Below are 26459 nucleotides of genomic sequence, written 5' to 3'. Positions count from 1 at the left end.
CAGATCATGCTTATTTCTACAGGCACCTGCCCTCGTTCGCGCGGGCCACTCGCCTACGTGAGCGCCGCGAACGGCAAGCGTCTGGCCAGCTCCTGCGCGAGGTAACGGGCGAACACCGAGATGCGTTGCGGAGTATGCCGGCGATGCTGATAGACCACGAAGATATCGGCCCTGGGCGCCTGGTAATCGCTCAGAACCGCCCGCAGGCGCCCGCTTTCAAGGTGATCCTGAACATTCCAGCGAGAACGCAGGATCAGTCCATGCCCGTCCAGGGCCAGGCGTAACGCGACTTCTCCATCGTTGCTCGACAGCGTTCCGCTGACCTTGTGCGAGTAATCCTGGCCATCCTTGCTGAAACGCCAGATCGCGTAATCACTGCCGAACTGACGCAGCACGATGCAGTTATGCCGGACCAGATCCTCCACCCCTGACAGAGCAGGCATAGCTTCAAGGTATTGCGGAGAAGCGCAGAGAATGCGCGGGTTTTCCAGCAGGCGCATAGCGATCAGTCGCGAATCGGGTGGCTCGCCCATGCACACGCTCATGTCGAACTGGTCATCCAGCAAGCTCGAAGGCTGGCTGGACAACTCCAGGGAAAGCTCCAACTCCGGGTGCAATCGGGCGAAGCTGGAGACCACCGGTGCCAGGTGTTGTCGACCGAAACCCAGGGTGCCGTTGATCCGCAAGCGTCCCTGCAACGTCGGCTGTCGGCGATTGAGCGCACTCTCCAGCTCTTCCAGTTGCCGCAGGATCGGCCGTCCTCCTTCCAGGTACAAGGTCCCTTCCGGAGTCAGCGACAGTCGTCGGGTGGTGCGCTGCAGCAACTGCACGCCCAGACGCGCTTCAAGCTGGCTCAGGCGTTTGCTCACCGCTGGCAACGACAGGCCGAGGTGCCGCGCCACTTCGGTGAGACTGCCGCGTGTCGCCACCTGCTGGAAGAAACTCAAGTCATCGATCATCGCCATGATTCTTTCCTTAAAACTAAGAATGGCTTTCGCTCAAGGCTAATTATTAATACAGGGCCACTGCATACACTGGCAATCAGTCCACATCAATCCCAGGAGTCGAACCCATGAGCAAAGCCCAGTACAAAATCGCGGTGATCCCCGGCGACGGCATCGGCAAGGAAGTCATGCCCGAAGGCGTGCGCGTACTCGACGCCGTGGCGACCAAACACGACCTGGAACTGCAATGGGACTGGTTCGATTTCGCCAGCGCCGATTACTACCTGGCCCACGGCAAAATGATGCCCGACGACTGGTTCGACATTCTCAAAGACTACGACGCGATCTATTTCGGTGCGGTGGGCTGGCCAGACGTCGTGCCTGATCACATTTCCCTGTGGGATTCGCTGCTGCAGTTCCGTCGTGAGTTCGACCAATACGTCAACCTGCGCCCGTGCCGCCTGATGCCGGGGGTAAAGGCGCCGCTGGCCAATCGCGCGCCCGGCGACATCGACTTCTGGGTCGTACGGGAAAACACCGAAGGCGAATACTCCAGCGTCGGCGGCAAGATGTTTCCCGGCACCGACCGGGAAATCGTCTTACAGGAGACCGTCATGACCCGCGTCGGCGTCGACCGCATTCTCAAGTTCGCCTACGACCTGGCCCGGAGCCGCCCGAAGAAACACCTCACCTCCGCCACCAAGTCCAACGGCATCGCGATCACCATGCCGTACTGGGATGAGCGCGTCGTCGAGATGGGCAAGAAATTTCCTGAGGTAAAGGTCGACAAGTACCACATCGACATCCTCACCGCGAACTTCGTCCTGCATCCGGACTGGTTCGATGTGGTGGTCGCCAGCAATCTGTTCGGTGACATCCTTTCCGATCTCGGCCCCGCCTGCACAGGCACCATCGGTATTGCGCCGTCAGCCAACATCAACCCGGAGCGTAACTTCCCGAGCCTGTTCGAGCCGGTGCACGGCTCGGCGCCGGACATCGCCGGCAAAGGCATCGCCAACCCGATCGGACAGATCTGGTGTGGCGCGATGATGCTCGAACATCTGGGCCACCCGCAGGCGGGCGCAGCGGTGCTGGCTGCCATCGAAACCGTACTGGCGATGGGGCCGGATAATGCACCATTGACGGCCGATATTGGCGGCAAGGGCAACACCGAAGCCTTGGGCAAGGCCATCGCCGCTGCGGTCTGAACCGGCAAATAACGCGCAATCTTCCGTTCACGGCCCGTGATACGGGAGATTGTTGCGTGTGACTTTGGCATCGTCTGAACACCTTGCCAGCGCTTGCGAGAGACACCATGACCCTGCTATTCAAAGTCGACGAGGCCCGTGGCCGCGCCTGGAAATCGCTGTTCGAAACACACGCGCCGGACATCGACGTGCGCTTCTGGCCGGACATTGGCGACCCGTCGCAAGTACGCTACTTTGCCGCCTGGCAACCGCCACGACAGCTGCATGAACGCTTCCCGAACCTGCAAGTGATCTTCGCCACCTCGGCGGGAGTCGATCAATTCGACCTCGGCGAGCTGCCAGAGCCTATCAAGGTCGTCCGCATGCTCGACCCCGGCATTGCCCAAGGCATCGTCGAGTACGCCTGCTTCGCCGTGTTGAGCCTGCACCGACAGATCCCTCTGTACCTGCATCAACAACAGGCCGGGCGCTGGCAAGACCACTTCCTGACCCCGGCAGCGCAACGTCGGATCGGCGTCATGGGCCTGGGTAATCTGGGCGTTGCGGTGCTGCAGAGCCTGCGTGCGTTCAACTTCCAGTTGCATGGCTGGGCGCGCTCGCAGAAGAGTATCGACGGTGTGCAATGCCATGCCGGCGACGACCAGCTCGAGTCCTTTCTCAGCCAGTGCGACATTCTGATCTGCCTACTGCCACTGACCGACGACACTCGCGACATACTAAACGCGAGGACGCTGGCCGCACTGCCAAAGGGTGCCAGCCTGATCAACCTGGGCCGGGGCGGTCATCTCAAGGAAGACGATCTACTTCAAGCGCTGGATAGCGGACAACTGAGCCACGCCATTCTCGACGTGCTCAACGAAGAACCGCCATCGCCGGATCATCGGTTCTGGCAGCACCCACATGTCTGGCTGACGCCGCACGTTGGCGCAATGACGGCACCGCAGAGCGCGTTCGAGGTATTGCTGGCCAATATCAGGCGTCATCAGGTCGGCAAGCCCATGCAAGGCTTGATCAAGCGCGATCATGGCTACTGAGGCTCCGCACAGTACGTCCGGCCAAGTCACCTTCTGAACTCCAGCACTAAGGCCGACGGTGTCCGCGAGCGGCTCCAGTGATCCGCATCGATGCCATTTGGCTCGCCACCGAGCCGATGGAAATGCGCGCCACCACCCACCCAAGGCTCGTCAAGCATGCTATTGCGCGATACCTCCTAGCGGAAACGCTGATTGGTTCGCCAGTCCGTTCTGGTTATATATTTTATTGCTGAATAAAGTAACGCCCGAACATCGCGCATAACAAATATGCATTAAATATTCAGGACACTACATTCATTTAAAATCAGTCCAATAAACGCGAGAGCTCTCATGATTAAAATGCTAGCCGCCGTACGCCGAAAACCTGGAATGACCCATGCTGAGTTTTTGGAATATATAGAGCATCAGCACGGAAAAATCGCTCGAGCCAAACCATTGAGTGTCAAACGATACGTACAAAACCATATCATCGACGGCGCGTTCGGAATGGACTCCGATGTGACCTATACAAGAAATTTTCACCGAGACTCCATCACGGAGTTATTTTTTGATGATATGCCGGGTTTGATTCACACGTTCAGCGATCCCTATACCCAACAAACCGTAGGGCCTGATGCAAAAAACTTCGCGGACCTGTCTAACCAGGCCGCTCAGTTGATGGATGAAGTCGAAACCGTCCCTGCAAGTGCAGGGTCCCTCCACAGCAAAGTGATGATTTTTTTGAAAAAGAATCCAACGGTGTCTTTGGATTCGTTTTTCAGCGCATGGGATTCGGCGCACGAGGCAATCATCAGCCGACACCCAGACTTTCAAAGTGCACTCCGCCGACATGTTCGTTCCAGATACCTGCCCGAAGGTGACAGGGTAACCGCCTATTTCGGACCCGACATAACGGTATATGAAGGCGCTTGCAGCATGTGGTTTGAAAATGAAAGCGCTCTTTCCAGTTTTCGTCAGTATCAGCGCGCACTGTTCCAACAGCTTTCTGACGAAGGGATTGTGGTGTCAGCGGAGTCTTTTTTCGTATATGTCAAAGAGGTGGTGATTATGGGCCTGAACCGGTAAACACTTAATCAACGGAACTGTGCTCAACCGCGCGTCAACGCGGACTCAAGCCGCTGAGTCCGCGTCCTGTGCCGCGCACCATAGACATAAGTGCCAGGCACCAGAACAGCGACTTATTTGATTCAGATGGGCTCGGCCAACATCGCAGTAGACTCGCGCATGATCTGAGCATGCTCGTCCTTGTCACCCCCACTTTTTTCTATCTCGCACAGCCGCGCGGAGTTTTCGACCACGAGCTGGCAACGCTCCCAACGCCGCGCTTCGAACCGGTTCAGGGCAGTCTGTAGATCGGCGCTGGCGAGCAACTCTTCGGCGAGCACGATGGCGCTCTCAATACCAATTCCAGCCCCGGAAGCCAGATGTGGCGTGGTGGCATGCACCGTGTCCCCAATCATCACCATGCGGCCTTTATGCCAGGGCAACGGCACCAATAGATTGGCCAGCGGACGATAGTCGATATTGGCGCCCGGCTCATACAATTGAGGCACCAGCGCCTGCAGGATCGGGGCGGGGAACTCACCCAGCAGCCGCGCCATTTCACCTGGCCAACTGGCCGGATCGATCCACTCGGAAAACTCGCGGCTTTCCATGAGGAACATGTACATGTGCGTTTCGGAAATCGGATTGACGCCAACCTTGGTGCGTCCGAGCCAGTGACTGGGCCGCACGATTTCCGGCGGACGCCTCAGTACAGCACGCCAGACACTCTGGTGAATGGGTTTTGGCGCAGGCGCTTCGGGGAAAAACGCCTTTCGTATCTGCGAATGCACACCATCGGCGGCAATGACCAGGTCATAGCGCCCAGAGGTGCCGTCGGTGAAAGACACTTCAAGGTCATCCGCGTGCTCGATGATGCCGTCGAACGTGATGCCGAGGCGCACATGGGTGCCTACTTCCCGTGTCTTGTCGGCAAAAATACGAGCCAGCACCGGGCGCAGAATGCCGCCGCCACAAGGAATCGCTTTATCACTGAGCGGAGGTCGAAGCGCCAACTGCACAATCAGGTCGCCTGCCGGTGAAAACACATCGAAATTGGTCGACAGATACCCTTGCGCGGCCACCTGTTCAAGAATCCCAACGGTATCAAGCGCTCGTAGCGTGGGCCCACTCAGGGTAATTCCCGCCCCTAGAGGGCACCACAAAGGATCTATTTCGACCAGGTCAACTTCCACCCCCTGGCGGGCGAGCTGGATAGCCGCGGTCATACCGGAGAACCCTCCTCCGATCACCAGGACCTTATTGACTGCTGCAATCATCACGCTCTCCTAATTATTCTTATTCACTCGGGCTGACAGTGCATGGCACACCGACGAGCGTTGCGGCGTCGTCGAGTCAATGCTGCAGAGTCATGAGTTTCCGACGGAAAATGTCAGATCAACGACGAGACTATCGAATTGGTTATCTGCGCTGAAATCGCTTTGCACAATCCGAGGTATCGCTTCAGCTGATGGGTCTTGGCGTTGCGACAAAACCCGGTGTTATCCGCGTACCTACGGATAAATAAAAAAGCCGATTGATTGCAGTTCATTCGAACCGCAATCAATCGGCCTTCAACGACACGGATTCACACGCTTTCCAAGCCGTCCCAGCAGAGGTATTTCACTTCAAGAAATTCGTCGATCCCAAGGTGCGATCCCTCGCGCCCAAGACCGCTCTGCTTGACGCCACCGAAGGGTGCGACCTCATTCGAAATCAAACCACAGTTGATGCCCACCATGCCCGATTCGATACGAGCGGCGTTGCGCCAGATGCGTGCCGCATCACGGCTGAACAGATAGGCCGCCAAGCCAAACTCGCTGTCGTTGGCCATCGCAATGGCTTCGTCATCGCGGTCGAAACGCAACAGCGGCATGACCGGGCCGAAGATCTCTTCACGAGCGATCCGCATCCCATGGGTCACATCGGCCAGCAGGGTGGGCTGGAAGAAACCTCCTCCCAGCACGTGGGGCTTGCCGCCGGACAGCAGTCGAGCCCCTTGCGCCAGCGCATCATCAACCAGGGCCTGGGACTTTCGTAGCGCCGCGTCATCGATCAACGGCCCGACCTGTACACCCGGTTCCAGGCCGTTGCCCACCTTCAGGCGTGCCATGCGCTCGACGATGCGTTCGGCCAGTGCATCATAAATCCCTGACTGCACCAGCACCCGGTTGGCACCGATGCACGATTGCCCGCCATTGCGAAACTTGGCCAACATCACCCCGTCAGCGGCGGCATCCAGATCAGCATCGTCGAAGACAATGAACGGGGCGTTGCCGCCCAACTCCATGGAGCATTTCTTCACCGTCTGCGCCGCTTGCGCGAGCAACAACCGACCCACGTCGGTGGAGCCCGTGAAGGTGAGCTTGCGCACTAACGGGTTGGCCGTGAGTTCACCGGCAATGTCGCGGGTGTCATTGCCCGTGATCACGCTGAAAACACCGGCCGGCACACCCGCGCGTTGCGCGAGTTCGGCCAGCGCCAGTGCGGTCAGGGGCGTCTGGCTGGCCGGTTTCACGACCATCGTGCAGCCGGCCGCGAGGGCCGGGGCGGCCTTGCGCGTAATCATGGCAGCGGGAAAGTTCCAAGGCGTGATCGCGGCGCACACCCCGATGGGTTCGCGCAGTACAACGATGCGCTGAGTGTCCTTTACGCCGGGAATCATTTCGCCGCGAACCCGCGTGGCTTCCTCGCCAAACCAGCGCACAAAAGACGCCGCGTAATCGACTTCGCCGCGCGCCTCCTCCAGGGGCTTGCCCTCCTCCAGGGTAATCAGCGTGGCAATATCCTCCCGATGTTCAACCATCAACTCATACCAACGGCGCAACACCTCGCCACGGCGTTTGGCCGTCAGGCGACGCCACGGCCCAAAGGCCTCCTGCGCCGCGTCGATGGCGCGCCGGACTTCAGTTTCGCGACAGCGCGGCAACTCGGCCAGCACCGTTTGATCCACCGGATTACGCAGCGTGTAACGACCGTGTGGCGTCTCGGTCAACCAGTCTCCAGCGATGTAGGCTCCGGTACGCCACAGTGTCGGGTCCTTAAGTAAATGCTTCACGGTGCAACCCTCCTGATCAGCACGGGTGACGCCCGATCATGAAGGCGGCATCAGGGTCCGAAGTCACTGGCAGCCCCGACGCGACCAACCCTTGACGCAGAGACTTCATGAAGCGATCCGGCACACGCATCGCCGGGGCGCGGAGCGGGCCGCCGTTGAAGCCGGCGAGCCAGTCCTGGTATTTCCACATCGTGCGGTTGAGCACACCGGTGCCGCCGGCATAGCTTTGCGCAGCGGCGCCATTGGCGCTGCGTGCCGGATTGACCTTCCAGTACAGTTCCATCGCTTCTTCGAAACGCCCCGTGCGGGCCAGCTCGAAAGCTTTCGGGTAGTAGTCGCTCATCCAGGCGGTGTTGCTGGTGCCGGAAAACTGCAGCTTCATCAGGCTCATCAAGGGGATCGCATCGCCTTCGATCGGGCAACTGATCACCACTTGGTCACGGAAGTGGTGGTACATCTCGCAAATGCCCGCCGGCAATGGGAACCCTTGCTCGGACTTGATCGCGGCGATATTCGGGCAATCGGCCAGCAGGCGACGGACCAATTCCAATGACATCCCCGCCGGATGCACGCGCTCAAAGCCCCAGAGCGGAATCGGGAAGAGCATGACGGCAAGGTCCGTCGCGTCGCAGAATGCCTTGGTGTAGTCGTAGATTTCCTGCTCGCTGGTCGGCCAGAACTGTGGCGGATAGGACAGCAGGACGATGTCAGCACCGGCATTCTCGGCGAGCTTCACCGCCTCGATATTCTCGGCAAGCGTGCCAAAAGCCGCGTGGAAGAACAGGATCAGGCTTTTCCCCGACTCACGCGCCCAAGCGGTGAATTGCGCGTTTTCCTGGGCAGAGATGGCCAGCTCGCTGCACAGCAACGTGGCGCTGTAGCCCAGCCCGACCGTATGTTCGATGTCGTGGCGTATGCCACGCTCATTGAGGCGCTTCAGATCAGCACTGAAGCTTGGGAGGGTGACAGCCGAGCAGCCCACCAGGTTTTCACGCGCCCAGGCACGGGCATCCGCTTTGTTGTAAGTCGCCATGATGATTTTCCTTCGGACAGTGGAGGGGTTATTTCGAGACAGGGACAATGCTGGCAGGCAACTCGATGCCGAGGCCTTGTTGCCGGGCGCGCTCGTACAGCACTTGCGCAATGACAACGTCTTGCAAGGCCGAGCCCACCGATTTGTAGAGAACGATGTCGCTGTCGTTCTGGCGCGGAATGACACGCCCTGCCACCAGGTCCGACAGCGCGACCAATTTGTCGGCGACATAGACACCGGCAGTGATCGCCGCAATGGCATCCCCCGTATCGTGGAGTACCTCTTGCGGCATATCCGCGACGATGCACACGGCTCGCTCCATCGTGACCGGGTCAACTTCCCGTTGTTCAGGCAAGGTCGAACCCAACGATACGATTGTGGTACCCGGGCCAAGCCACGCGCCTTGCAGTACTGGAGACTCGTCACGGCTGCGGGCGGCACAGATCACCACATCACAGTCCTGCACGGCCTCTTGCGCGCTGCCCACCGCGTGAATATCCAGCCCCGGCCTGAAACTATCGGCAAACCGTTCGCGGCTCGCAGGCGTTGGACTGAACACGCGAACATGGGCGACATCGCGCACGGATTTGAGGCAATCCAAGGCGCCCCGCGCCTCGAACCCCGCGCCAATCACACCTACCCGCAGCGCACGCTGGGGCGCCAGCAAATCCACCGCCAGCGCAGCGGTAGCCGCGGTGCGCAATCCGGTTACCCGATTGCCGTCGATCAGGGCACTGAGCGCCATGGTTTGCTGGTTGAACAACGCGATCAAATAGCTGGCGCAACGTGCCCGCATGGATGCAGCAATCAGCTTGCAGCCCATATGGCCGCCAGTCGGTGGTACGGCGGTCAAACTGCGCAGCCAGATCCCATCGCCCCGCGCCATCGAACGGGGCGGCACCATGGCATCCGAGGTGGGGCTGGCATAGGCCTGGGCGAGCGCCGCGACGGCGGCGCTCCAGTCGGCGAGCGAGGCCACATCGGCATCGCTGAGAAAAAGCGTCGGGGCCACGACGTGGTGCTGTTGGGCGTGATGCATAGCGCTAACCTCGCAATCGGGTATCAGTCGGTGATTGACTGACACCCTACGAGGCACATCCCCCACCGAATACTGCTGGGGATCGAAAGCAGCTATCGCTCAAATCGATGGCATCGCCAGGCTGCCGATCAAGCGTCGCACTTCACGGGAGGCACGGGTCAAGGGGCGACGTGGTGACTCGACCAGTACCACAAAGCGCTCGAGAAGCGGCTCGACGATACGTGACGAACTCAGTCGCGGGTCCAGAGAGCCCGGTAGCACAGAGGCGATCGCATAGCCGCCACCCGCGGCGACGACTTCATATTGGAGCTGCACGGAGTCGGCTTCGACGGCAACGCATAATTCCACGCCTTGCTCGGTGGCCAGATGGTCGAGCCTGGCCCTCAACAGATGCGGTCGCCCAGGCACGACCAATGGCAACCTCGATAGATTTTTTAATGCAATATCTCGCTTGACGAACAGCGGATCGGCGGCCGGTCCTACCAGGTGCAACGGCAGCCTGGCCACAAGATGGGCCTGCCCGATGCTTGCCTCGCTCTCGCGCAGCACCAGCGCCATATCCAGACGACCATCGTGCAACTGCTCTTCGAGTTGAGCGCTCGCGCCCTCGATCAGGTGCAACCTCACACCGGGCATCTGGGCGCGTACCGCAGAAAAAAGCGTCCCGGCAAACCGACGCACCGCAGACGGCAACATGCCCACGACCACCTCCCCCACCGGCTTTCCCCGCAGGTTGCGAATGTCATCGGCAAGGCCTTCAGCGTCCGCAAGAAGATCCGATATGCACGGCAGCAGTTGCTCCCCAAATTCGGTCAGGACCACCCCGCGCCCCGTGCGATGAAACAGGCGCTCGCCACATTGCGACTCGAGCAAGGCAATATTGCGACTCACCATGGACTGCGGCATATCCAGCAGTACCGCGGCTTTGCTGAGACTTCCAGCCGCCACGACACGCACGAACAAGGTCCAGCGAGGATCGATGATGGTCAGCGCTGTTGCCGGATAGTGCGAGCCATTGCCCGGTACATCGGCACTCTGAAGGTCCTTCATGGTCTCAACGCTTGGCGAGCCTGCTGCAGGTACTCGCGACTGTCCTGAAGGTGCAGGCGCATGGCCGCGCGCGCGTATTCAGCGTCCTGGTTGAGGATCGCCTGATAGATCTGTTCATGCTCGCTTTGCATGCGCTGTTCATAGTGCAACGGCTCATCATGAAACAAACGCGCAGAATCCAATCGACTGCGCGGAATGATGATCACGCCCAGGTTGGCCAGTGTGTTGGCGATGTAGTGATTACCTGTCGCCTGGGCAATGCTCAGATGGAACTGAAAATCCAACGCCGCCCTGTCATTGACACTGACGGCTGGCTGTCCGAGTTGATCGAGAAGCCCCCGCAACCCGGCCAACTGATCCGGACGACGTCGCTGGGCGCACAGCCCGGCAGCTTCAACCTCAAGACCGATTCGAAACTCCATGATCGCCAGCGAATCATCGAGGATGCCAAGAGTAGCCGGGTCGATGAATGCCCCCAGCGACAGGGCGCTGCCGCGCACAAACGTGCCGATCCCGTGGCGTGTCTCAACCATTCCAGCAGCCTGTAGACGCGACATGGCCTCGCGCACCACGGTCCTGCTGACCCCATGCTCAAGCATGAGGGCCGACTCGGTGGGCAACTGTTCACCGCCACGCAGTCGCCCCTCCAGAATGTGCCCGGACAGCAGCGCCTCCAGCCCCTGGGACAGGCTGCTGCGTTTTTTTCCTGCGGCCGCCGGCACGTTCACGCCTCGAAAATCGCTACGGCGCGGACGAAACCGGCCGACGCGTGCCGGATCTTGTAGGGGAAGCAGGACACCTGGAAACCATGGGCCGGCAGGCACTCCAGGTTGGCCAGTTTCTCCATCTGGCCGTAGCCGATGTCACGCCCGGCCTTGTGCCCTTCCCAGATGATCGAGGCATCGCCCGTGGCCGCGAAGCGTTCGCGTGTGTACTTGAACGGCGCATCCCAGCTCCAGGCATCGGTGCCGACCACACGCACGCCGCGCTCAAGCAAATACAACGTAGCCTCGCGGCCCATACCGACCCCGGCATCCAGATACCCTGGCTGACCGAACAGCGCGCCGGCGCGGGTGTTGACCAGGACAATGTCCAACGGCTGCAGCACGTGGTCGATGCGCGCCAGCTCCGCCTGCACTTCGGCGGCGCTGACCACATGGCCATCGGGCAAATGACGGAAATCCAGCTTCACGCCGGGTTGCAGGCACCAGTCCAACGGCAACTCGTCGATGCCGAAAGCCGGCTTGCCACCATCCGTGGTCGAGGCATAGTGCCAGGGGGCGTCCATATGCGTACCGCTGTGCGTGGTGATCTGCAGGCGCTCAGCCGCCCAGGACTCGTCGCCAGGCAGTTGCGCCTTGGACAGGCCGGGAAACATCGCGGCCATCTCCGGCCAGCCTTGCTGATGGTCCATGTAGTCGATTTTCGGCAGCAACGGCGGTGGATCGGTGTAGGGGTTGTTGTCCAGGGTAACGGACAGGTCTACCAGGCGGCGTTTAGTTGATTGCATGTTCGCTCACTCCAAGCGCCACCCGCCCACGCGCACGACGCGCCGGGGCAGCAGCATTCAAACTGTTTCGTATCAAGGCGGCAGCCGAGCCGTCATGGCGAAAGCCAAGAGCACGGGCCAGAGGGGTTTTCATGGCCGGGAAGTTGCCAAACAACGCTTGCAGCCCGGCATCCGGTGCGAAGCTGATCAGCGCACGGCGTTCCTGGCCATAGGCAGCGGCCAGGGCATCGATGACCTGGGCAATGGACAGGCGCAACAACGGGAGTTGCCAGACGCGTGACTCGCCAAGCTCGGCGGCCGGCAGTTCGGCGGCCCGTAACAGGTTATCCACGCAACACCGCACCGACATCCACCAGGCCTGCGCCTGCGGTGAAACCGGGCAGCAATACGGCTGGCCTTCGGCGAAGGCATGCAGCAGGTCGCTCATGAACGCCGAGCGCAGCCCGTTGGGTTCACGTGGACGGGCAACGATGCCGGGCAGGCGTACGGCACGGCCGTCCACCTCGCCTCGTCGGGCCAGGTCGTTGAGTGCCATTTCCACCATCGCCTTGTGCGCACCGTAACTCAACTGCGGGTGTGGCACGGCGCGCTCATCGAGGCGCGCCGGCAGGTCGCCGCCGTACACCGCCACGCTGCTCGCATACACCAGCACCGGCGCGCCAGGCTGCGCGCGCAACTGGTCAAGCAACTCCAGGCTTGCCAGCAGGTTGACCTGATAGCCCAGTGAATAATGCTGCTCGGCCGCTCCCCCAGGGATGCTGACCAGGTGAAAAACCACATCAATGCCATCGGCCAGGGCGCGACGCAATAACGCGGCATCGGTCACACTGCCGCAATGCCGACGCAGGCGTTTATCGTCAGCAAACCCCACCAACTCTTTATCCAGCAGGATCAACGCGCTGATCGAACGGCCTTGCCATTCATTCGCCTGGAGCAATCGGTTGACCAGCGCCCGGCCGACAAAACCATTGGCCCCGGTAATCATCACGCGCATGGGAGGCCTCCGTGCACGACACGTTGGTCTATCGCCCCGAAGACCGACTGCCCGCGCAGGTCGAGAACTTCCATGCGCACGCGATCACCGAAGCGCATGAAGGACGTCTGCGGCGCCCCTTGCTCGATCATCTCGACGGCACGACGTTCGGCGATGCAGGCCGCGCCAACCGTGGGGTCGGCATTGGAAACCGTGCCAGAACCGATCACGCAGCCGGCCCTGAGGCGCCGGGTCAGCGCCGCGTGGGCGATCAACTGATGAAAGCCGAAATGCATGGCGCCACCGTGGGCATGCCCGAACCACTGGCCATTCCATTCGACCCTCAGTGGCAAATGCACACGCCCGTCCCGCCAGGCCTCGCCCAACTCGTCGGGGGTGATCGCCACCGGGGCAAAACTTGACGAGGATTTGGCCTGGATAAACCCGAAGCCGGTCTTCATTTCACGGGGGGCGAGCGCACGCAAGCTGACATCGTTGACTTGCACAATCAGCCGAATATGGTCGGCGGCGTCTTGCGCCGAGCAGCCCATGGGCACCTCATCGACCACCACCGCGAATTCACCTTCAAAGTCGATACCGTGGCTTTCACTGGGCAGCAGGATGTCGTCGTGGGCCCCCAGGAAATCATCGCCACAGCCCTGATACATCAAGGGTGTGTGTTCAACACCTTCGATCGGATCCAGCGCGAACGCTTTCTGCATGCGCTCGCCATGACTGAGGAAGGACGAGGCATCCAGCCATTGCCAGGCACGTGGCAAGGGTGCGGCAGCGTGCTGCGGATCGAAGGCGAAGGCGCCGGCCAGGGTGCCTTCATTCAAGGCGTCGTAGCGCGCGCGTAACGCGGTTTCGACGCTCGACCATTGTTCAATGGCAACCAGCAACGTCGCCGCAATATCGCTGGCATCGGCCGCCCAGGCGAGGTCGCGCGACACCACCAGCAGGCGACCGTCGCGGCTATCATTCTTGAAGGTACTGAGCTTCATGCCTGGCCTCCTTGCAGTTCGGGCGCGAAGCGGCCATCCAGCAGCACAAACAACATGCGTGCCATCTGCTCGGTACGATTGCTCCAGGCGTGGTTGGTACCTCGCTGCACGACGATGTCACCGCGCTTGAGATGCACCTCCTCGCCATCGAGCACCAACCAGACCTCCCCCTCCGTGACCACGCCGTAATCGAGGGTTTCGGTGCGGTGCATCAGCTTGTGTTTGGAATCTGCCTGCCCCGTGCCGGCATGGGCCTGGCCAATTTCGGCGAAGGCCGCCGCGGCATCCTCGGCGCTGACTTGGTTCTGTACGCTGTCGGGCGGGATATCCACCACACGGATAACGCTGCCCAACGGCGCCGGACTCAACTGAAGCGGCTTGCGGGTGGGGTCCTCGCCATTGTCGAGTACAGCCGGGCTGGCGCCACTGTTCCAGATCTCATGGAACACCGTACCGGGCACGGCCTTGAGCGGGAAGCTGTTGGGTGTCGGTCCGCTGAGCGCGACCACCGCCTGGCCGTGGGCATCGTGCCCGGTGACCACGCGTTTGAAACCTGGAAGTTGTTGCATGTTCGACTCCTCAATCAGTTGGCAAAACACCGCAGCGGGTAGAGATGGATGAATGGAAAACCTTAAAGATCGAGCACCAGCCGGGCACTCCTGGCACGCGAGCAACACGGTGTGAACTGGTCGTTGCGGGCCCGCTCGGCATCGGTCAAGAACATGTCGCGATGCTCCGGTTCGCCTTCCAGCACGCGCGTGATGCAGGTGCCACAGATGCCCTGCTCGCAAGACAAAGGGATGTCGATGCCGGCCTCCAGCAGCACCTGGGCAACGCTGAGCGTGGCCGGCACTTGGAAACACTGTCCGGTGCTGGCCAGTTGCACTTCGAACCCGCCCGCCTCACTCGCCGGGTCAGCAGTAGCGGTAAAGTACTCACGGTGCAGTTGCGTTTCGGCCCATCCCTGCGCGCGCGCGGTGCCGAGCACGTGCTCCATGAAGCCATTGGGGCCACAGACGTACAGATGACGGTCACGGGTCGGCGCGGACAAAACCCCAGCGCTGTCCAGGCGCTGGCTAGCCTCGCCATCGTCCACATGAACGTGCACGCCATCGGCGAACGCCGAATGGCGCAGGTACTCGATAAAGGCCATGCGCCCGACCGAGCGGCCGCAGTAGTGCAGCTCGAAAGGCGCGCCGATCCGCGCCAAGCGCTCGGCCATGCAGAGGATCGGTGTAATGCCGATGCCGCCCGCGAACAGCACGCTGTACCCCGCCCCATGCTCCAGCGGGAACAGGTTGCGTGGCTCGCTGATCCGCAGCCGGCTGCCTTCGTGCACTTGCTCGTGCATGGCCTGGGAACCGCCACGAGACGCAGGGTCGAGCAACACGCCCAGCAGGTAGCGGTGGCGGTCTTCCGGGTGATTGCACAGCGAGTACTGGCGCACCAGGCCATTGGGCAGGTGCACATCGATATGCGAGCCGGCACTGAAAGCCGGCAGCAGGGAATCCTCGGCCGGGGCCAGTTCAAAGCTGTAGATGCCTTCGGCTTCGCGACGCTTGCGGGTCACCACGACATCGATCATCTCGGGGCACTCACTGGCTGCTCAGCGGCAATCAAGCGACGCAGAACACGTCGGCAACGCACGGCCCCGGCATCGACTGGCAGCAACACAGGGTTAAGACCCAGCAGTTCAACCTCGCCGATCTGGCGCTGTTGAGCCTCGACCATGGGCTTGTCTTCACCGGCGAAAATCCCGATCAACATGTCCTGGATGAAGGTGTTCAACTGCGCATTGTCCTGCTCGAAACTGCGTGTGTTGGCGAAGAAGTAATGGGTGTTCGTCGCGTCCTGCGGCGTCATCAGATGCAGGTTCCAGGTCACGGGCCCCTCTTCCCTGGGGCGCCCGGGCGGCGTGGCGCCACTGCCCAGCAGCATCAGGCCGGGGGCGTGCCAGATGACTTCGGCCCAGACGTCTGCCCGGCTCGGGTCTTCCAGATGAGCGCCGAAAGCCGGTGGGGGGACATCGTCTGGCGCCCACCAACTGATGCGCACGCGGTCGTTGGGCAACTCCTCGATGGTCGCGCGCGTGCGTGACAACGCCCCGCCACCCAGCGTATCGGGGTGCAGGAAATCAACGTGGCTCAGGTCCATGATGTTGTCGGACAGCAACTCGTAGTGCGCGCGGGTTGGCAAATACCCATGCCCCTTGGCATGGGGTGGGGCCTGTTCGAGGAAGGAAAAATCAGGGATCTGCGCCTCGTTGGCCAGGCTCGAATCGCCAGGCCAGACCCAGATCGCCCCATGCCGCTCGACGACCGCGAACGCGCGAACGCAGGCGGCCTTGGGGACGGTCCCATCGCCATGGGGGTTGTACGTACATTGGCCACTGCCATCGAAACGCAAGCCGTGGTACGGACACTGGACGCTATCGCCGACAACCTTGCCCATGTGCAGCGGGGCAAAACGGTGTGGGCAACGATCGGCGAGCGCCTGGATCACACCCTGGCTATTGCGAAAGAACACGATGGGTTGCTCGACGATGGTCCTGCCAAGCATCCCACCTTGCGTCAGCTCGTCTGCCCATCCAGCGATGTACCAGGTGTTGAGCAAATAACTCATGATGATCTCCTCATTGTTCTTGTTTTCATGAAATGTCGAATAGACAGATCAGCGATCAGGCTCTGCGACGACCGCGCCGGCAAAAGCGGCCCCGCTGCCTCGCAACCGAAGGCAGGCCAGGGCCACCACAAGTTGAAGCCCTGCGATGATTCCCAGTGCGGCAGGCAAGGCGCCGATCACCCCGCCGGTGATCGCCAGCACCACCAGTGGGCTGGCGAACTCACCGGCAAAGAACAGCGCCGTGAAGCCGCCGGCCGCGCGGCCGCGCTGCTGGAAGTCGACCTGGCTCATGATCCAGGTGAGCAGGGTCGGCATCATCAGGCCGATGCCCAAGCCGTTGATCAGCACGGCGACCACCACCAGCCCATGACGGTCGGCCACCGCCAGCAACCCGCCGCCGATAGCGGCCGCGAAGAAAGCCAGGAGCATCTGCCGAGGCGCCGGGACACCACGCAACAGACGGAAACTCAAGGCGCCGACCAGTACGCCGAACTGACTGGCGCCCATGGTCAGGCCGATCTGCTGCGACCCTTCGACATGCAGCAGGTTGAGCAGATAACTGACTTGTACCGGCACGATGAACAGGCTCAAGCCAGCCAGGAATGCCAGGGCATACAAGGGGGCCAGGGCGCGCCAGGGGAATGCCCTGTCCGCCGTGGTTGCCGCGGTAACGGCCTGCGCGCGCGGCTCCCACAGCAACCAGGCCATCAGCGGCAGGAACACCAGCCCCAGCCCATACAGGGCAAACGGCGTGCGCCAACCGTGCTCGCCGAGCACACCGCCGACGGCAATGAAGATCGCCGCCGACAGCGAGGTCGCAACCATTTGCAGCGCGAATATGCGTTCACGCCGCGCGCCGCTGTAGTAGTCCCCCATCATCGTGGTGCAACAGGTCATGATCGCCGCCTCGGCCACACCGATGCCGGCGCGGCTGATCACGATGACCTGCAGCGACTCCAGCCATAGCGGCAGCACACCACAAACCGTGTAGAGCACCATCGCACCGATCAGCAACGGCTTGCGCCCCAATCGGTCGGCGATGATCCCGGCGACGGGGGCCAACAGCGCAATCATCAACGCCGGCAGCGTCAGGGCGATGGGCACCAGCACCGCGACACCTGGCGTGTCGGCAAAGTGTTCCTGCATACGCGGCAGGATGGGAGCCAGCAGCACCGCACCGAGCACCGGCAGGCAACTGCCGAGCAAGAGCAACAAGGACTGCGGCAGCCGCGCCTGGCGTTCAACGTTCATCACGCACCTCCGCTGATTGGGTCGCGCAGAACGCCATGCCGAAGGCGCTCAGGCCGGCGATAAGGTCAAGCCATAGAGGCTGTCGGAACAGATACATACGAGGCATCGCAACGTCCTTTCTTGTTGTTATGGCGCGACCGGATTAGCCGCCACAGAGACTGTCTTCTTGCACGATGAGTGCTGTTCCCTGGTCCTCTGCTCGGCGGTGACAGGCGTCAGCGCCGCAGTGACCAGGCAGTGGGGCTCATCCGCGACTGTGTGCCCAACCGGTTCCTTGCTCACACGCTTGCTCGGCAACAGGAAGTGAGCCAGGGCCGGCAGCAGAACCAGGGCACCGACCATGTTCCAGACGAACATGAAGGCCAGCAGCACCCCCATGTCAGCCTGGAACTTGATCGGCGAAAACATCCAGGTGGCCACGCCGATCGCCAGGGTCACCCCGGTCAGCATCACCACCTTGCCGGTGGACAGCAGTGCCCGGTAATACGCCTGCGACAGGCTTGTGCCCTGGCGCATATGCCCAAGCAGGATGCTCATCACGTACAGCGCGTAGTCAACGCCGATGCCCACGCCGAGGGCGATCACCGGCAGGGTCGCGACCTTGACGCCGATGTTCAGCCAGACCATCAGCGCCTCACAGAGTACCGAGGTGAGCATCAGCGGAATGACCGCGCAAATCGTGGCGCGCCAGGAGCGGAAGGTGACCAGGCACAACAGGATCACCGCACCGTAGACCCAGAACAGCATTTCGCGGTTGGCCTGTTTGACGACAATGTTGGTCGCCGCCTCGATCCCGGCATTGCCGGCAGCCAGGAGGAACTGGACCTCGTCGGTATTGTTCGCCGCGGCGAATTGCTCGACGTGATCCACCAGGCGGCTGAGGGTTTGCGCCTTGTGGTCGGAGAGGTAGACGTACAGCGTCAGCAGGCTGCAGTCTTCGTTGTAGAGCCCGCGTGGTGCCCCGGCGGTGACCATGTTGAGCATCGCCTGGTTGTTCTGCAGCTCATACCACTTCGGGCTGCCTTCGCTGAGGCCGACCAGCATGCGGCGGTTGAGCATCGCCAGGGAATTGGTCGAATCGACACCCGGCAACGTGCGCAACTGCCAGTCGAGGGCATCGACCTTGTTCAGGATGTCATAGCGCGAACAGGCGCTGGCGGGGGTCTTGATCATGACCGCGAACAGATCGCTACTGGCGCCGTAATGCCGGGTCAGAAACGCATCATCCTGGTTGTAGCGCGAATCGGCCCGCAGCTCGGGCGCGCCGGCATCCAGATCACCGACCTTCAATTGCAGGCTGACGATGAAGCCGAGCGTCGCCAGCGCCAGGCTCAGGGCGATGCACAACGCCGCCCAGCGCCGCTGGGTGAACAGGTCGAGGAAACGCCAGAACCCGTGGCGATGCTGACCGGCCTGTTCAGCGTGCTCGCTTTTCAGGCTCAATCGCGCCGCACGGCGGCTGACCCCAACGTAGGAGAGCAATATGGGTAGCAAGATCAAATTGGTGAAGATCAACACCGCCACGCCGATGCTGGCGATCATCGCCAGGTCCTGGATCACCTGGATCTTGATGATCATCAGCACCGCGAAACCGACCGCATCACAAAGCAGCGCGGTGAGCCCGGCAAGAAACAGGCGGCGGAACGTGAAGCGTGCGGCGACCACCCGGTGCATGCCGCGCCCGATGTCCTGCATGATGCCGTTCATCTTTTGCGCCCCATGGCTCATGCCAATGGCAAACACCAGGAACGGCACCAGCACCGAATAGGGGTCCAGTTGATAATTCAGTAACGGCAGCAAGCCAAGCTGCCAGACCACCGCCACCAGCGAGCAGAACACCACCAGCAAGGTGCTGCGAATGCAGCGGGTGTACCAATAAAGCACGACCGTGGTGATCAGGATCGCCACGGCGAAGAAGATCAGGATCTGCCGCAGGCCGGCAATCAAGTCACCGACTTTCTTGGCAAACCCGGTGATGCGAATGTCGATGCTGTCGCTCTGGTATTGGCTACGCAACGCCTCCAGCTGTTGCGACAGCTGGGTGTAGTCCAACGCACGGCCATCCGGGGTTCGCTGTAACAGCGGCACTTGAATGATGCTCGATGCCTGGTCGAACGCCACCAACTGGCCGAGTTCATTGGACAGCTGCACATTGCGCCGCAACGCCGCAAGGCTCGCGGCGCCGCCATCGTATTTATCCGGAATGACCGGCCCACCCTCCAGGCCCGCTTCGGTCACCGCCACCCAACGTGTGGCCGGTGTCCACAGCGACTTCATGTACGCACGGTCGACACCGGGCAGCAGGTAGATCTTGTCGCTCAACGCCTGCAGGGTCTTGAGGTAGGCGCTGTCGTAGATATCGCCCCGCTTGTTGACCACGGCGATGCGCACCGCATTACCCAGCCCGCTCAGCTCCTTCTGGTGCTCAAGGTAGTTGGCGATATAAGGCTGATGGGTGGGGATCATTTTTTCAAAACTGGCATTGAGCTCGACACGACTGGACTGCCAACCCAGCACCAACGTGGTCGCCAGACACAGCAACAACACCCACAGGCGATGGTTGAACAGGGCTCGTTCGAGCACCGAGCCAGAACGCGGATCGAAGTCTTCGAACGCATTGGCTGGGGACTGGGGGAAATTACCAGGAGACGTCATAACCTCACTCCGAAGCGGCAGTGGCTGGCTGCGCAAGACGCTGCAGCCCGGTGAAACCAGCAACGATCAGGCTGCCATCGGCGGCCTCGATCACACTTGAAACAGGCTTGCCCAAGGGGTTGCCCAGTGGCAGCAGCGCCGCCCCGGTCTGCTCGCTGTTGCGAAACAGCGTGCCGCCCTGGTTGACCAGCAGCAGCTGGCCGTCGGCCAGGCGGATGGAGTCGTTGAAGGAGATGGGTATGGGAACTGACAAGCGCTGGAAACTTGCGCCGGCATCGTGGGAGACAAAGGCATTGCCCTTCAGGCCGGCGACCACCAGTGCGCCATCGGCGCGGCTCTGCAGGGTGAAGAAACTGCCTTCGTAGGGGCTGTCCAACTGACTGAACGACAGCCCGTCGTCGTCCGAGCGCGCCAGGTAACCCTGCTCGCCAGCCAGGAACCAATGTGTGCCCTGCCGACTGATGGCGTACAAGTGCAAGCCGTTCGGGTTGGCGATACGCCCCATGAGCGACTGCCAGGTGGCGCCACCATCGGTGGTCAGCAGCGCCAAACCGTAGGCACCGACGATCAACCCGCGGCGGGCATCGACGAATTCCAGGGCCAGGAAAGGTTTGTCTGGACCATCGGCGACAAGACGCTCGGCATTTTGTATCCGTACCAGCGCGGCATCCGGGTCGCTAGCCGTGGCCTGGTCCGCCTTGGCGGCGTCCAGTTCCAGCTGCGCCACGCGCACGCCGTCGAGCTGCAACGTCCAGTGCTCGCCACCATCCAGCGTCGCCAGCACCACGCCCGCGTGGCCGACCGCCCAGCCCTTTTGTGCATCAACGAAGCGTACCGCCGTCAGGCTGACCGAGACCGGCACCGACGCCTGGCGCCAGGTTTGTCCATTGTCGTCGGAGAGCAGTACCAGGCCACGCTCGCCTACGGCCACCAGGCGTGTACCGGCACGCGCCAGGTCGATCAATACGCTGTTCTGCGCAGCCGGTACCCGCATGGCCGGGGTATTGAGCGGCACGCCCACCGCAGCCTGCCCCGCCAGGCACTGGCTCGTGACGAAGGGCAAATACAGGGCCAGGAGCAAAGCACCCGCCTGACTGATTCTGTTCATAACCTACCTCGGACAAACACTCGTACCCCAAGGACATGCCGACGGGCATGCCCTTCACGCTCGGTTCAGGTTTAACGCACGCCGCGTCCGGCCATCGCCGCAGGCGAGAACTCCGAGGCCTTGTAGCGATCAACCGCGCGATATTGATCCGGCAATCCGGCGTAGACGTTCTGGATAAACCACGCCCCCGAAGTCAGGTCATAAAAACCCGAAGACAGTTGCACCAGGCCAGGCAGGTCGGGCAGTACGGACGGCAGGGACCAGAGGGTCTTGGCCAGTTGACCGCTGGCATCCCAACGGTCACCGAGCAGGGCTTGCCAGGTGTCTTCGTCGAGGTAGTAACGGCCTTTGGGCAGTTGGTGACGCTTGCCGGCGGCCAACGTCGACTCGACGACCCAGACGCGGTGCAACTCCCAACGCACGTAGTCAGGATTCAGATGGTGCTTGGCGAACAGGTCTTGCGGCTGGGCGGCGGCCTGCACCTTGTTGGTGTTGTAGGGAACATACATTTCCTGCTTGCCCACCAGTTTCCAGTCGAACCGGTCCGTGCGCCCGCCCCACACGCTCAGCTCGTCGAACGACATGACGCCAGCGGTGGACGGCGTCGGTGTATCGCAGCAGGCGTTGGGCAACGTGCGCACCCGGCGCTGGCCGCTCAGATAGACATGGGCCTGGGATTTGTCGCCGTTGATGTTCTCACGCCCCAAGATCTGTTCGCCGGCACGAATCGCCGGGCCGAGATTGACGAAGCGCACCAGCCAGTAGTCGCCCGAGTAGTTTTCAGGGCCACCTTCCTGGAAGTAGTAAGGCATCTCCTGGGTCAACAAGCCGTCGCTGGTCATCACCTGGTTGCCGTCGGCCGTCATCAGATAGTGGCGGAAATGCCCCGCCACCGAGGTGCCGCGCCAGTTCAGCAAGTGGTTCCAGATGGCTTCGGTACCGTTCTGTGGAATCGGAAACGGGATCCCGCCATAGGCACCGTCGGGGATCAGGCCGGCGCTGCTGTTGACCAGTTTGGCGCGGGTCGCATTCTTGAAGGTGTTGTCATACACCCACTGCGGCGCGGCCGCCGTGCGCCGGGTCGGATAGACATCGATGCGATAGGTGTCCGGGAAGCGCTTGAACAGCTCCTTGGTGCCGTCGCTGAGCTTGTCGGCGTACTTGGCCACGTTTTGCGCGGTGATGCTGTACAAGGGTTTGTCCGCGGCAAACGGATCGCTGCGCTTGCCCCCCGGAACGTAGGCCGGATCGACCTTGGTGTAGCCGCCGTCCCAGGCGGGAATGCTGCCATCGGCATTGCCTGCTTTCTCGGCACCAAAGGGCGTCAGGGTCTTGCCCAGTGCGGCGGCTTGTTCGGCGCTGGCGGCCAGCGTCATCGGCGCGGCAACAGCCAGCAGGGTCAAGCACAAGGCCTTTAGAGTGAACTGAATGGTCATGCGCGAATCCTCTTAGAACGTGGTCTTGACGGAGAAGGCCAGGTAATCCCGGTCCTTCAACGACTGCTTGTAAGTGAACTGGCTGGCGGCGTTGAGGCTGGTGTCCTCGGGACCGTAGTAGTGCGTGTAGGTCAGCCCCACGGTCACTTGGTCCAGGTAGGTGGCGGAGACGCCGATGTTCATGTCCCCTCCTCTATCGGGACCAAACCCGCTGATCACCGCCGACTTGCCCATGGGGAAATAGCTGATGCCCAGCGGCACGCTGATATCGATGCCGGGGAAGAACTGGCGATAGGTGGGCGTGTACACCAGCTTCAAGCCCAGGCCGTCATCGGTGGCGTTGGGGTCGAGGGCTGCGCGGTTCCGGGTCACGGCCAGCAGGCGGTTCCAGGCCACTTCCCCTGTCAGGTTGGCTTCATTGGAAACGAAGGAAGGGCCCAGCGATGCCAGGACGTTGAGGTTGACATGGGCCGTCCGGCCAACCGCGTACAAGGCGTTATCGTTGTTGTCCGCCTCAACGCCCGGCAGGACGGTCTGGGCGTTGGACACCAGCGGCATGTTCCAGCGCATCGAAGCCTCGCCGGCAAAGCTGTACTCGTCCATGGAGGTCGCGAAACTGGCGCCCAGGACACGGATATCTTCCGGGTAGACCCAGGAATACTCGCCGATTTGCCCGGTACTGAAGTTCGGCCCGGTGGCATTCGGTTTCAAATACAATGTGGGCGTTTTCTCGTGATACTGCAGCGCGTACAGGCCGTAATCCGTCGTCCCGGTGTTGAACTTGAGCTGCAGACCGCCCTGGCCGGAGTCCCTGGCTTTCTTATCCTTGCCATGGAAAAAAGCCGCCGGGCTATTGGCATTACCGCCAAGGACATCCGGGAACGGCCCGCCCGTGATCAGCCGTTCATTGCCCTCGCCGATGGTATCGCTGGTGGAGAAATAGCTGCCGGCGCCCGGCAAGCGGGTGGCCTCCCACTCCAGTTGGTAGAAGGCGCCCAATGACACACTGTCGGTCAGTTGGTAGGCGGTCGAGAGCTGGTTGACCGGCCGGGTGATTTCCTTGAACTGAGTGTTGGGCACCGATTGCGCCTTGACCACGTCCACCGGCGCCATGGCACCGGCGATGCCGTTACTACCGAAGAACAGGCTCTCGCCCCAGATAAGGCCGTGGCGCCCCGCGCGAACCGATAAGGCACGGTCGGCCAGGGTACCGTTCCAGTAGACAAAGGCATCCAGCAGTTCGCCATCGCCACCATGCAGATGACGCGTGTCACTGGTGAACTCGTCGAAGCCCACCGAACGCTGGTTGGCACTGGCCGCGTCGTGGTTGTCGTTGCGTTCCTGGTAAACGGTGTCGTACCAGGCTGCACCGCTCACCCGCGCGCCGAAGTCGCGATAACCGATGTCCAGTTCGGAAAGGATATCCAGGCGATCGGAAATCAGCCCCTTTTTGAAGTTGTGATCGCCGTCGTTCTGGTTCAGCGCCGTCTGCCCCTCGCTGAGCTTGCTGCTGGGGTCCTTCAGGCGCCAGGCCGCGCTGTACTTGAGCGTATTGTCCCAACGCAAGCTGAGATCGGGATTGCCGGTATCGATCTGAAATGCCTGGGCGGCCGTGGCGCCGAGTCCCAGGCTGGCCGCAAGGGTCAGGGTGAAGGGGACGCGCCGCGACGCAGCGATCTTACGAGTAGCCATCGAAGTAACCCTCTTTATTGTTTTTGTATGTCAGTTCTTCAGGTGAAACAGCGCCCACGGACGAACCGGGCCAAGCCTGCACAGGCATAAAGCATCCGTGGGAGCGCGAATTCGGTCTTGCCGGGCCTTAGATGGGCTCTGCCGTGACTTCGAGCATCCGCCTGACCAGGCCGATCCGGTCGAAGCCGCTGTCGTGGGTCATTTCCTTGTCACCGGCCAGCACCGAGCTTTCGCTGATGAATTTGCAGCGCTCGTATCGGCGCGCCATGAAGCGTTCGAGCTGCTGTTCGACGCTGCCGTCGGCGACCAGCTCTTCGCCGAGCACCACCGCATCTTCAATGGCCATGCCAGCGCCCTGGCCCAGGTGCGGCGTCGTGGCGTGCACCGCGTCGCCAATCAGCACGACACGGCCGCGGTACCAGGGCTCGCTGACGAACACCACCTCCAGCGGCTTGTAGACCACCTGGTCGCTGTCGAGGATCTGCTCGCGCAGTTCACCGATCAGCCCGGTGAAACCGTTCAGGCGCTGGCGCATCTGGGTCGCCAGCGTGGCGGCATCCATCCTCGGGTTGGCGGGTTCATGAGAGGTGACGAACAGGTACATCTGGTCGCGTCCCAGCGGCACCAGCCCGGCATTGCCGGCGGGGCCTTGGAAGGTCGCCAGGTGATCGATTCCAGCCGCGCGTGGGAAGTTGTAGCGCCACACCGACTGGCCGGTGAAACGCGGCCGGTACTGCTCACCGAACAGCAAACCGCGTATTCGCGAGTACAGACCATCGGCGCCTACCACCAGGTCGTAACAATCGCGACTGCCATCGGTGAGCAGCACATCAACGCCCTCGTCCACCTGCTCCAGGCTTTGCACGCTCAGGCCCAGGCGAATCGAAGCACCCAGGGCAATCGTGGTTTCGCTGAGGACTTGATGCAGGGCCAGGCGCGAGATGCCGACGTTGGCCGGATACTCGGGGCCCGCCAGGCGTTGGCCGGGAATTCGCGCCAGCTGTTCACCGGCCGTGGTATTGATGGTCACATCCTCAAACGCGTAGGCAGCGTCCAGGTAACCGTCCAACACACCCAACTTGGCCATCTCACGCACAACGTTGCTCTGCTGGATGATGCCGACACCGTAGACTGTCCACTGCGTCTTGAGCTCGACCAGGTCGACTTCGATAGCCTGGCGACGCAACGCGATTGCGGCGCACAATCCACCGATACCACCACCGACGATAAGCACCTTTTTCACTGCGTTCATGCTTGTCTCACTCTTATTCTTGTTATTCACGCAAGCGTTCTGCCGGAGCGATCCGAAGCCTCACTACCGGCTGTTTCTGCACGCATTCGCTAGCGCGTTGTGCTCACTTTCTCGGCAAAGCAGGCGTTTGACTAATCGCATGTAGGGATACGATGTATCAGCAACCGCGATACGTTGACTCAGGTGCACACGCCTCCAATTGACCCGCTTCAAGCACCAGCCAATCGGCCTGCACCTGCCATTTCAAAGCCGTCAGGTGCTCGCCCAGACACGGCCCGTAGACGCACAGGCCACTGTCCGGAAGGAAGCGGGCACCATGGGCGTAACAGACAATCTGGCTGCCATCGACGCTGAGAAAACGGTCCTTGCGGTACTCCAGGCGCACCTCCAGGTGCGGGCAGCTGTTGCGATAAACCCGCACCTCGCCGCCATGGCGCAGCGCAAACACGCTGTCCTTTCCCGTGCCCAGGGGATCGAACCCGCGGGCCTGCCCTTCGAGCAGTTCATCCAGGCGACATAGCGCAATCACGTCGTGACTCATGGACGAAA

At 61.6% G+C, this 26459-nt stretch carries 23 protein-coding genes; 3 read left to right on the top strand and 20 right to left on the bottom strand.

What is annotated here, in order from left to right; all coding sequences use genetic code 11:
- Positions 1-53: 53 nt before the first annotated feature.
- Entirely contained in the window at positions 54-965 is a 912-nt protein-coding gene (locus AB7933_RS12590) for a LysR family transcriptional regulator (RefSeq protein ID WP_024074569.1), read from the bottom strand.
- A 107-nt stretch (positions 966-1072) separates the two neighbouring features.
- Between AB7933_RS12590 and AB7933_RS12585 the strand changes: the two genes are divergently transcribed.
- The 3 genes from AB7933_RS12585 to AB7933_RS12575 all read left to right on the top strand — a co-directional run bounded on the left by AB7933_RS12585 (position 1073) and on the right by AB7933_RS12575 (position 4251).
- Positions 1073-2152, top strand: coding sequence for a tartrate dehydrogenase (locus AB7933_RS12585; RefSeq protein WP_024074568.1), 1080 nt, complete (start codon positions 1073-1075; stop codon positions 2150-2152).
- A 107-nt stretch (positions 2153-2259) separates the two neighbouring features.
- The gene (locus tag AB7933_RS12580; RefSeq protein WP_024074567.1) at positions 2260-3186 is read left to right on the top strand and encodes a 2-hydroxyacid dehydrogenase; all 927 of its coding nucleotides are present in this window, start codon (positions 2260-2262) and stop codon (positions 3184-3186) included.
- Positions 3187-3516: 330 nt separating this feature from the next.
- A complete protein-coding gene (locus AB7933_RS12575; protein ID WP_024074566.1) occupies positions 3517-4251 on the top strand; it encodes an EthD domain-containing protein in 735 nt (244 codons plus the stop codon).
- A 122-nt stretch (positions 4252-4373) separates the two neighbouring features.
- Here the strand turns inward: AB7933_RS12575 and AB7933_RS12570 are convergent, their stop codons facing one another.
- From AB7933_RS12570 to AB7933_RS12480, 19 genes are all read right to left on the bottom strand, one after another.
- Positions 4374-5507, bottom strand: a complete 1134-nt coding sequence (locus AB7933_RS12570; RefSeq protein ID WP_024074565.1) for an FAD-dependent oxidoreductase — start codon at positions 5505-5507, stop codon at positions 4374-4376.
- 308 nt (positions 5508-5815) lie between these two features.
- On the bottom strand, positions 5816-7285 hold the full coding sequence (locus AB7933_RS12565; protein ID WP_024074564.1) for an NAD-dependent succinate-semialdehyde dehydrogenase: 1470 nt from the start codon (positions 7283-7285) through the stop codon (positions 5816-5818).
- 16 nt (positions 7286-7301) lie between these two features.
- Positions 7302-8318 (bottom strand): dihydrodipicolinate synthase family protein, encoded by a 1017-nt coding sequence (locus tag AB7933_RS12560; RefSeq protein WP_024074563.1) that lies wholly within the window; start codon positions 8316-8318, stop codon positions 7302-7304.
- 28 nt (positions 8319-8346) lie between these two features.
- Complete coding sequence (locus tag AB7933_RS12555; protein ID WP_024074562.1) at positions 8347-9357, bottom strand: ornithine cyclodeaminase family protein; 1011 nt, start codon at positions 9355-9357, stop codon at positions 8347-8349.
- A 99-nt stretch (positions 9358-9456) separates the two neighbouring features.
- Positions 9457-10407: a LysR family transcriptional regulator gene (locus tag AB7933_RS12550; RefSeq protein ID WP_024074561.1), complete on the bottom strand. Its 951-nt coding sequence runs from the start codon at positions 10405-10407 to the stop codon at positions 9457-9459.
- Positions 10404-11135, bottom strand: coding sequence for a FadR/GntR family transcriptional regulator (locus AB7933_RS12545; RefSeq protein ID WP_041160893.1), 732 nt, complete (start codon positions 11133-11135; stop codon positions 10404-10406). Before AB7933_RS12545 ends, AB7933_RS12550 begins: the two co-directional genes overlap by 4 nt.
- Complete coding sequence (locus tag AB7933_RS12540) at positions 11132-11917, bottom strand: cyclase family protein (protein WP_024074559.1); 786 nt, start codon at positions 11915-11917, stop codon at positions 11132-11134. Before AB7933_RS12540 ends, AB7933_RS12545 begins: the two co-directional genes overlap by 4 nt.
- Positions 11904-12911 carry an NAD-dependent epimerase/dehydratase family protein gene (locus tag AB7933_RS12535; protein WP_024074558.1) on the bottom strand — a complete coding sequence of 336 codons (1008 nt, stop codon included), beginning with the start codon at positions 12909-12911 and terminating at the stop codon, positions 11904-11906. The genes AB7933_RS12540 and AB7933_RS12535 overlap by 14 nt, the downstream gene beginning before the upstream one ends.
- Positions 12902-13894 carry a fumarylacetoacetate hydrolase family protein gene (locus tag AB7933_RS12530; protein ID WP_024074557.1) on the bottom strand — a complete coding sequence of 331 codons (993 nt, stop codon included), beginning with the start codon at positions 13892-13894 and terminating at the stop codon, positions 12902-12904. The genes AB7933_RS12535 and AB7933_RS12530 overlap by 10 nt, the downstream gene beginning before the upstream one ends.
- Positions 13891-14463 carry a cupin domain-containing protein gene (locus AB7933_RS12525; protein WP_024074556.1) on the bottom strand — a complete coding sequence of 191 codons (573 nt, stop codon included), beginning with the start codon at positions 14461-14463 and terminating at the stop codon, positions 13891-13893. The genes AB7933_RS12530 and AB7933_RS12525 overlap by 4 nt, the downstream gene beginning before the upstream one ends.
- Before the next feature lie 62 nt (positions 14464-14525).
- On the bottom strand, positions 14526-15479 hold the full coding sequence (locus tag AB7933_RS12520; protein ID WP_024074555.1) for a PDR/VanB family oxidoreductase: 954 nt from the start codon (positions 15477-15479) through the stop codon (positions 14526-14528).
- Entirely contained in the window at positions 15476-16516 is a 1041-nt protein-coding gene (locus AB7933_RS12515) for an aromatic ring-hydroxylating dioxygenase subunit alpha (protein WP_024074554.1), read from the bottom strand. The genes AB7933_RS12520 and AB7933_RS12515 overlap by 4 nt, the downstream gene beginning before the upstream one ends.
- Positions 16517-16564: 48 nt before the next feature.
- A complete protein-coding gene (locus AB7933_RS12510; RefSeq protein WP_024074553.1) occupies positions 16565-17767 on the bottom strand; it encodes an MFS transporter in 1203 nt (400 codons plus the stop codon).
- A gap of 126 nt (positions 17768-17893) precedes the next feature.
- Complete coding sequence (locus AB7933_RS12505) at positions 17894-20422, bottom strand: efflux RND transporter permease subunit (RefSeq protein ID WP_024074551.1); 2529 nt, start codon at positions 20420-20422, stop codon at positions 17894-17896.
- Between the two features lie 4 nt (positions 20423-20426).
- A complete protein-coding gene (locus AB7933_RS12500) occupies positions 20427-21530 on the bottom strand; it encodes a WD40/YVTN/BNR-like repeat-containing protein (protein ID WP_024074550.1) in 1104 nt (367 codons plus the stop codon).
- Positions 21531-21601: 71 nt separating this feature from the next.
- On the bottom strand, positions 21602-22966 hold the full coding sequence (locus AB7933_RS12495) for a DUF1329 domain-containing protein (protein ID WP_024074549.1): 1365 nt from the start codon (positions 22964-22966) through the stop codon (positions 21602-21604).
- Between the two features lie 12 nt (positions 22967-22978).
- A complete protein-coding gene (locus AB7933_RS12490; RefSeq protein WP_024074548.1) occupies positions 22979-24658 on the bottom strand; it encodes a DUF1302 domain-containing protein in 1680 nt (559 codons plus the stop codon).
- Between the two features lie 127 nt (positions 24659-24785).
- Positions 24786-25910 (bottom strand): FAD-dependent oxidoreductase, encoded by a 1125-nt coding sequence (locus AB7933_RS12485; RefSeq protein WP_024074547.1) that lies wholly within the window; start codon positions 25908-25910, stop codon positions 24786-24788.
- Between the two features lie 157 nt (positions 25911-26067).
- Positions 26068-26451 carry a Rieske (2Fe-2S) protein gene (locus AB7933_RS12480; protein WP_041160892.1) on the bottom strand — a complete coding sequence of 128 codons (384 nt, stop codon included), beginning with the start codon at positions 26449-26451 and terminating at the stop codon, positions 26068-26070.
- Between the last annotated feature and the right edge of the window lie 8 nt (positions 26452-26459).

The organism is Pseudomonas gorinensis (genome assembly GCF_042015035.1).
GTDB lineage: Bacteria > Pseudomonadota > Gammaproteobacteria > Pseudomonadales > Pseudomonadaceae > Aquipseudomonas > Aquipseudomonas gorinensis.
The sequence above is the reverse complement of the archived record's forward strand: the minus strand, read 5'-3'. Positions and strand labels throughout refer to the sequence as shown.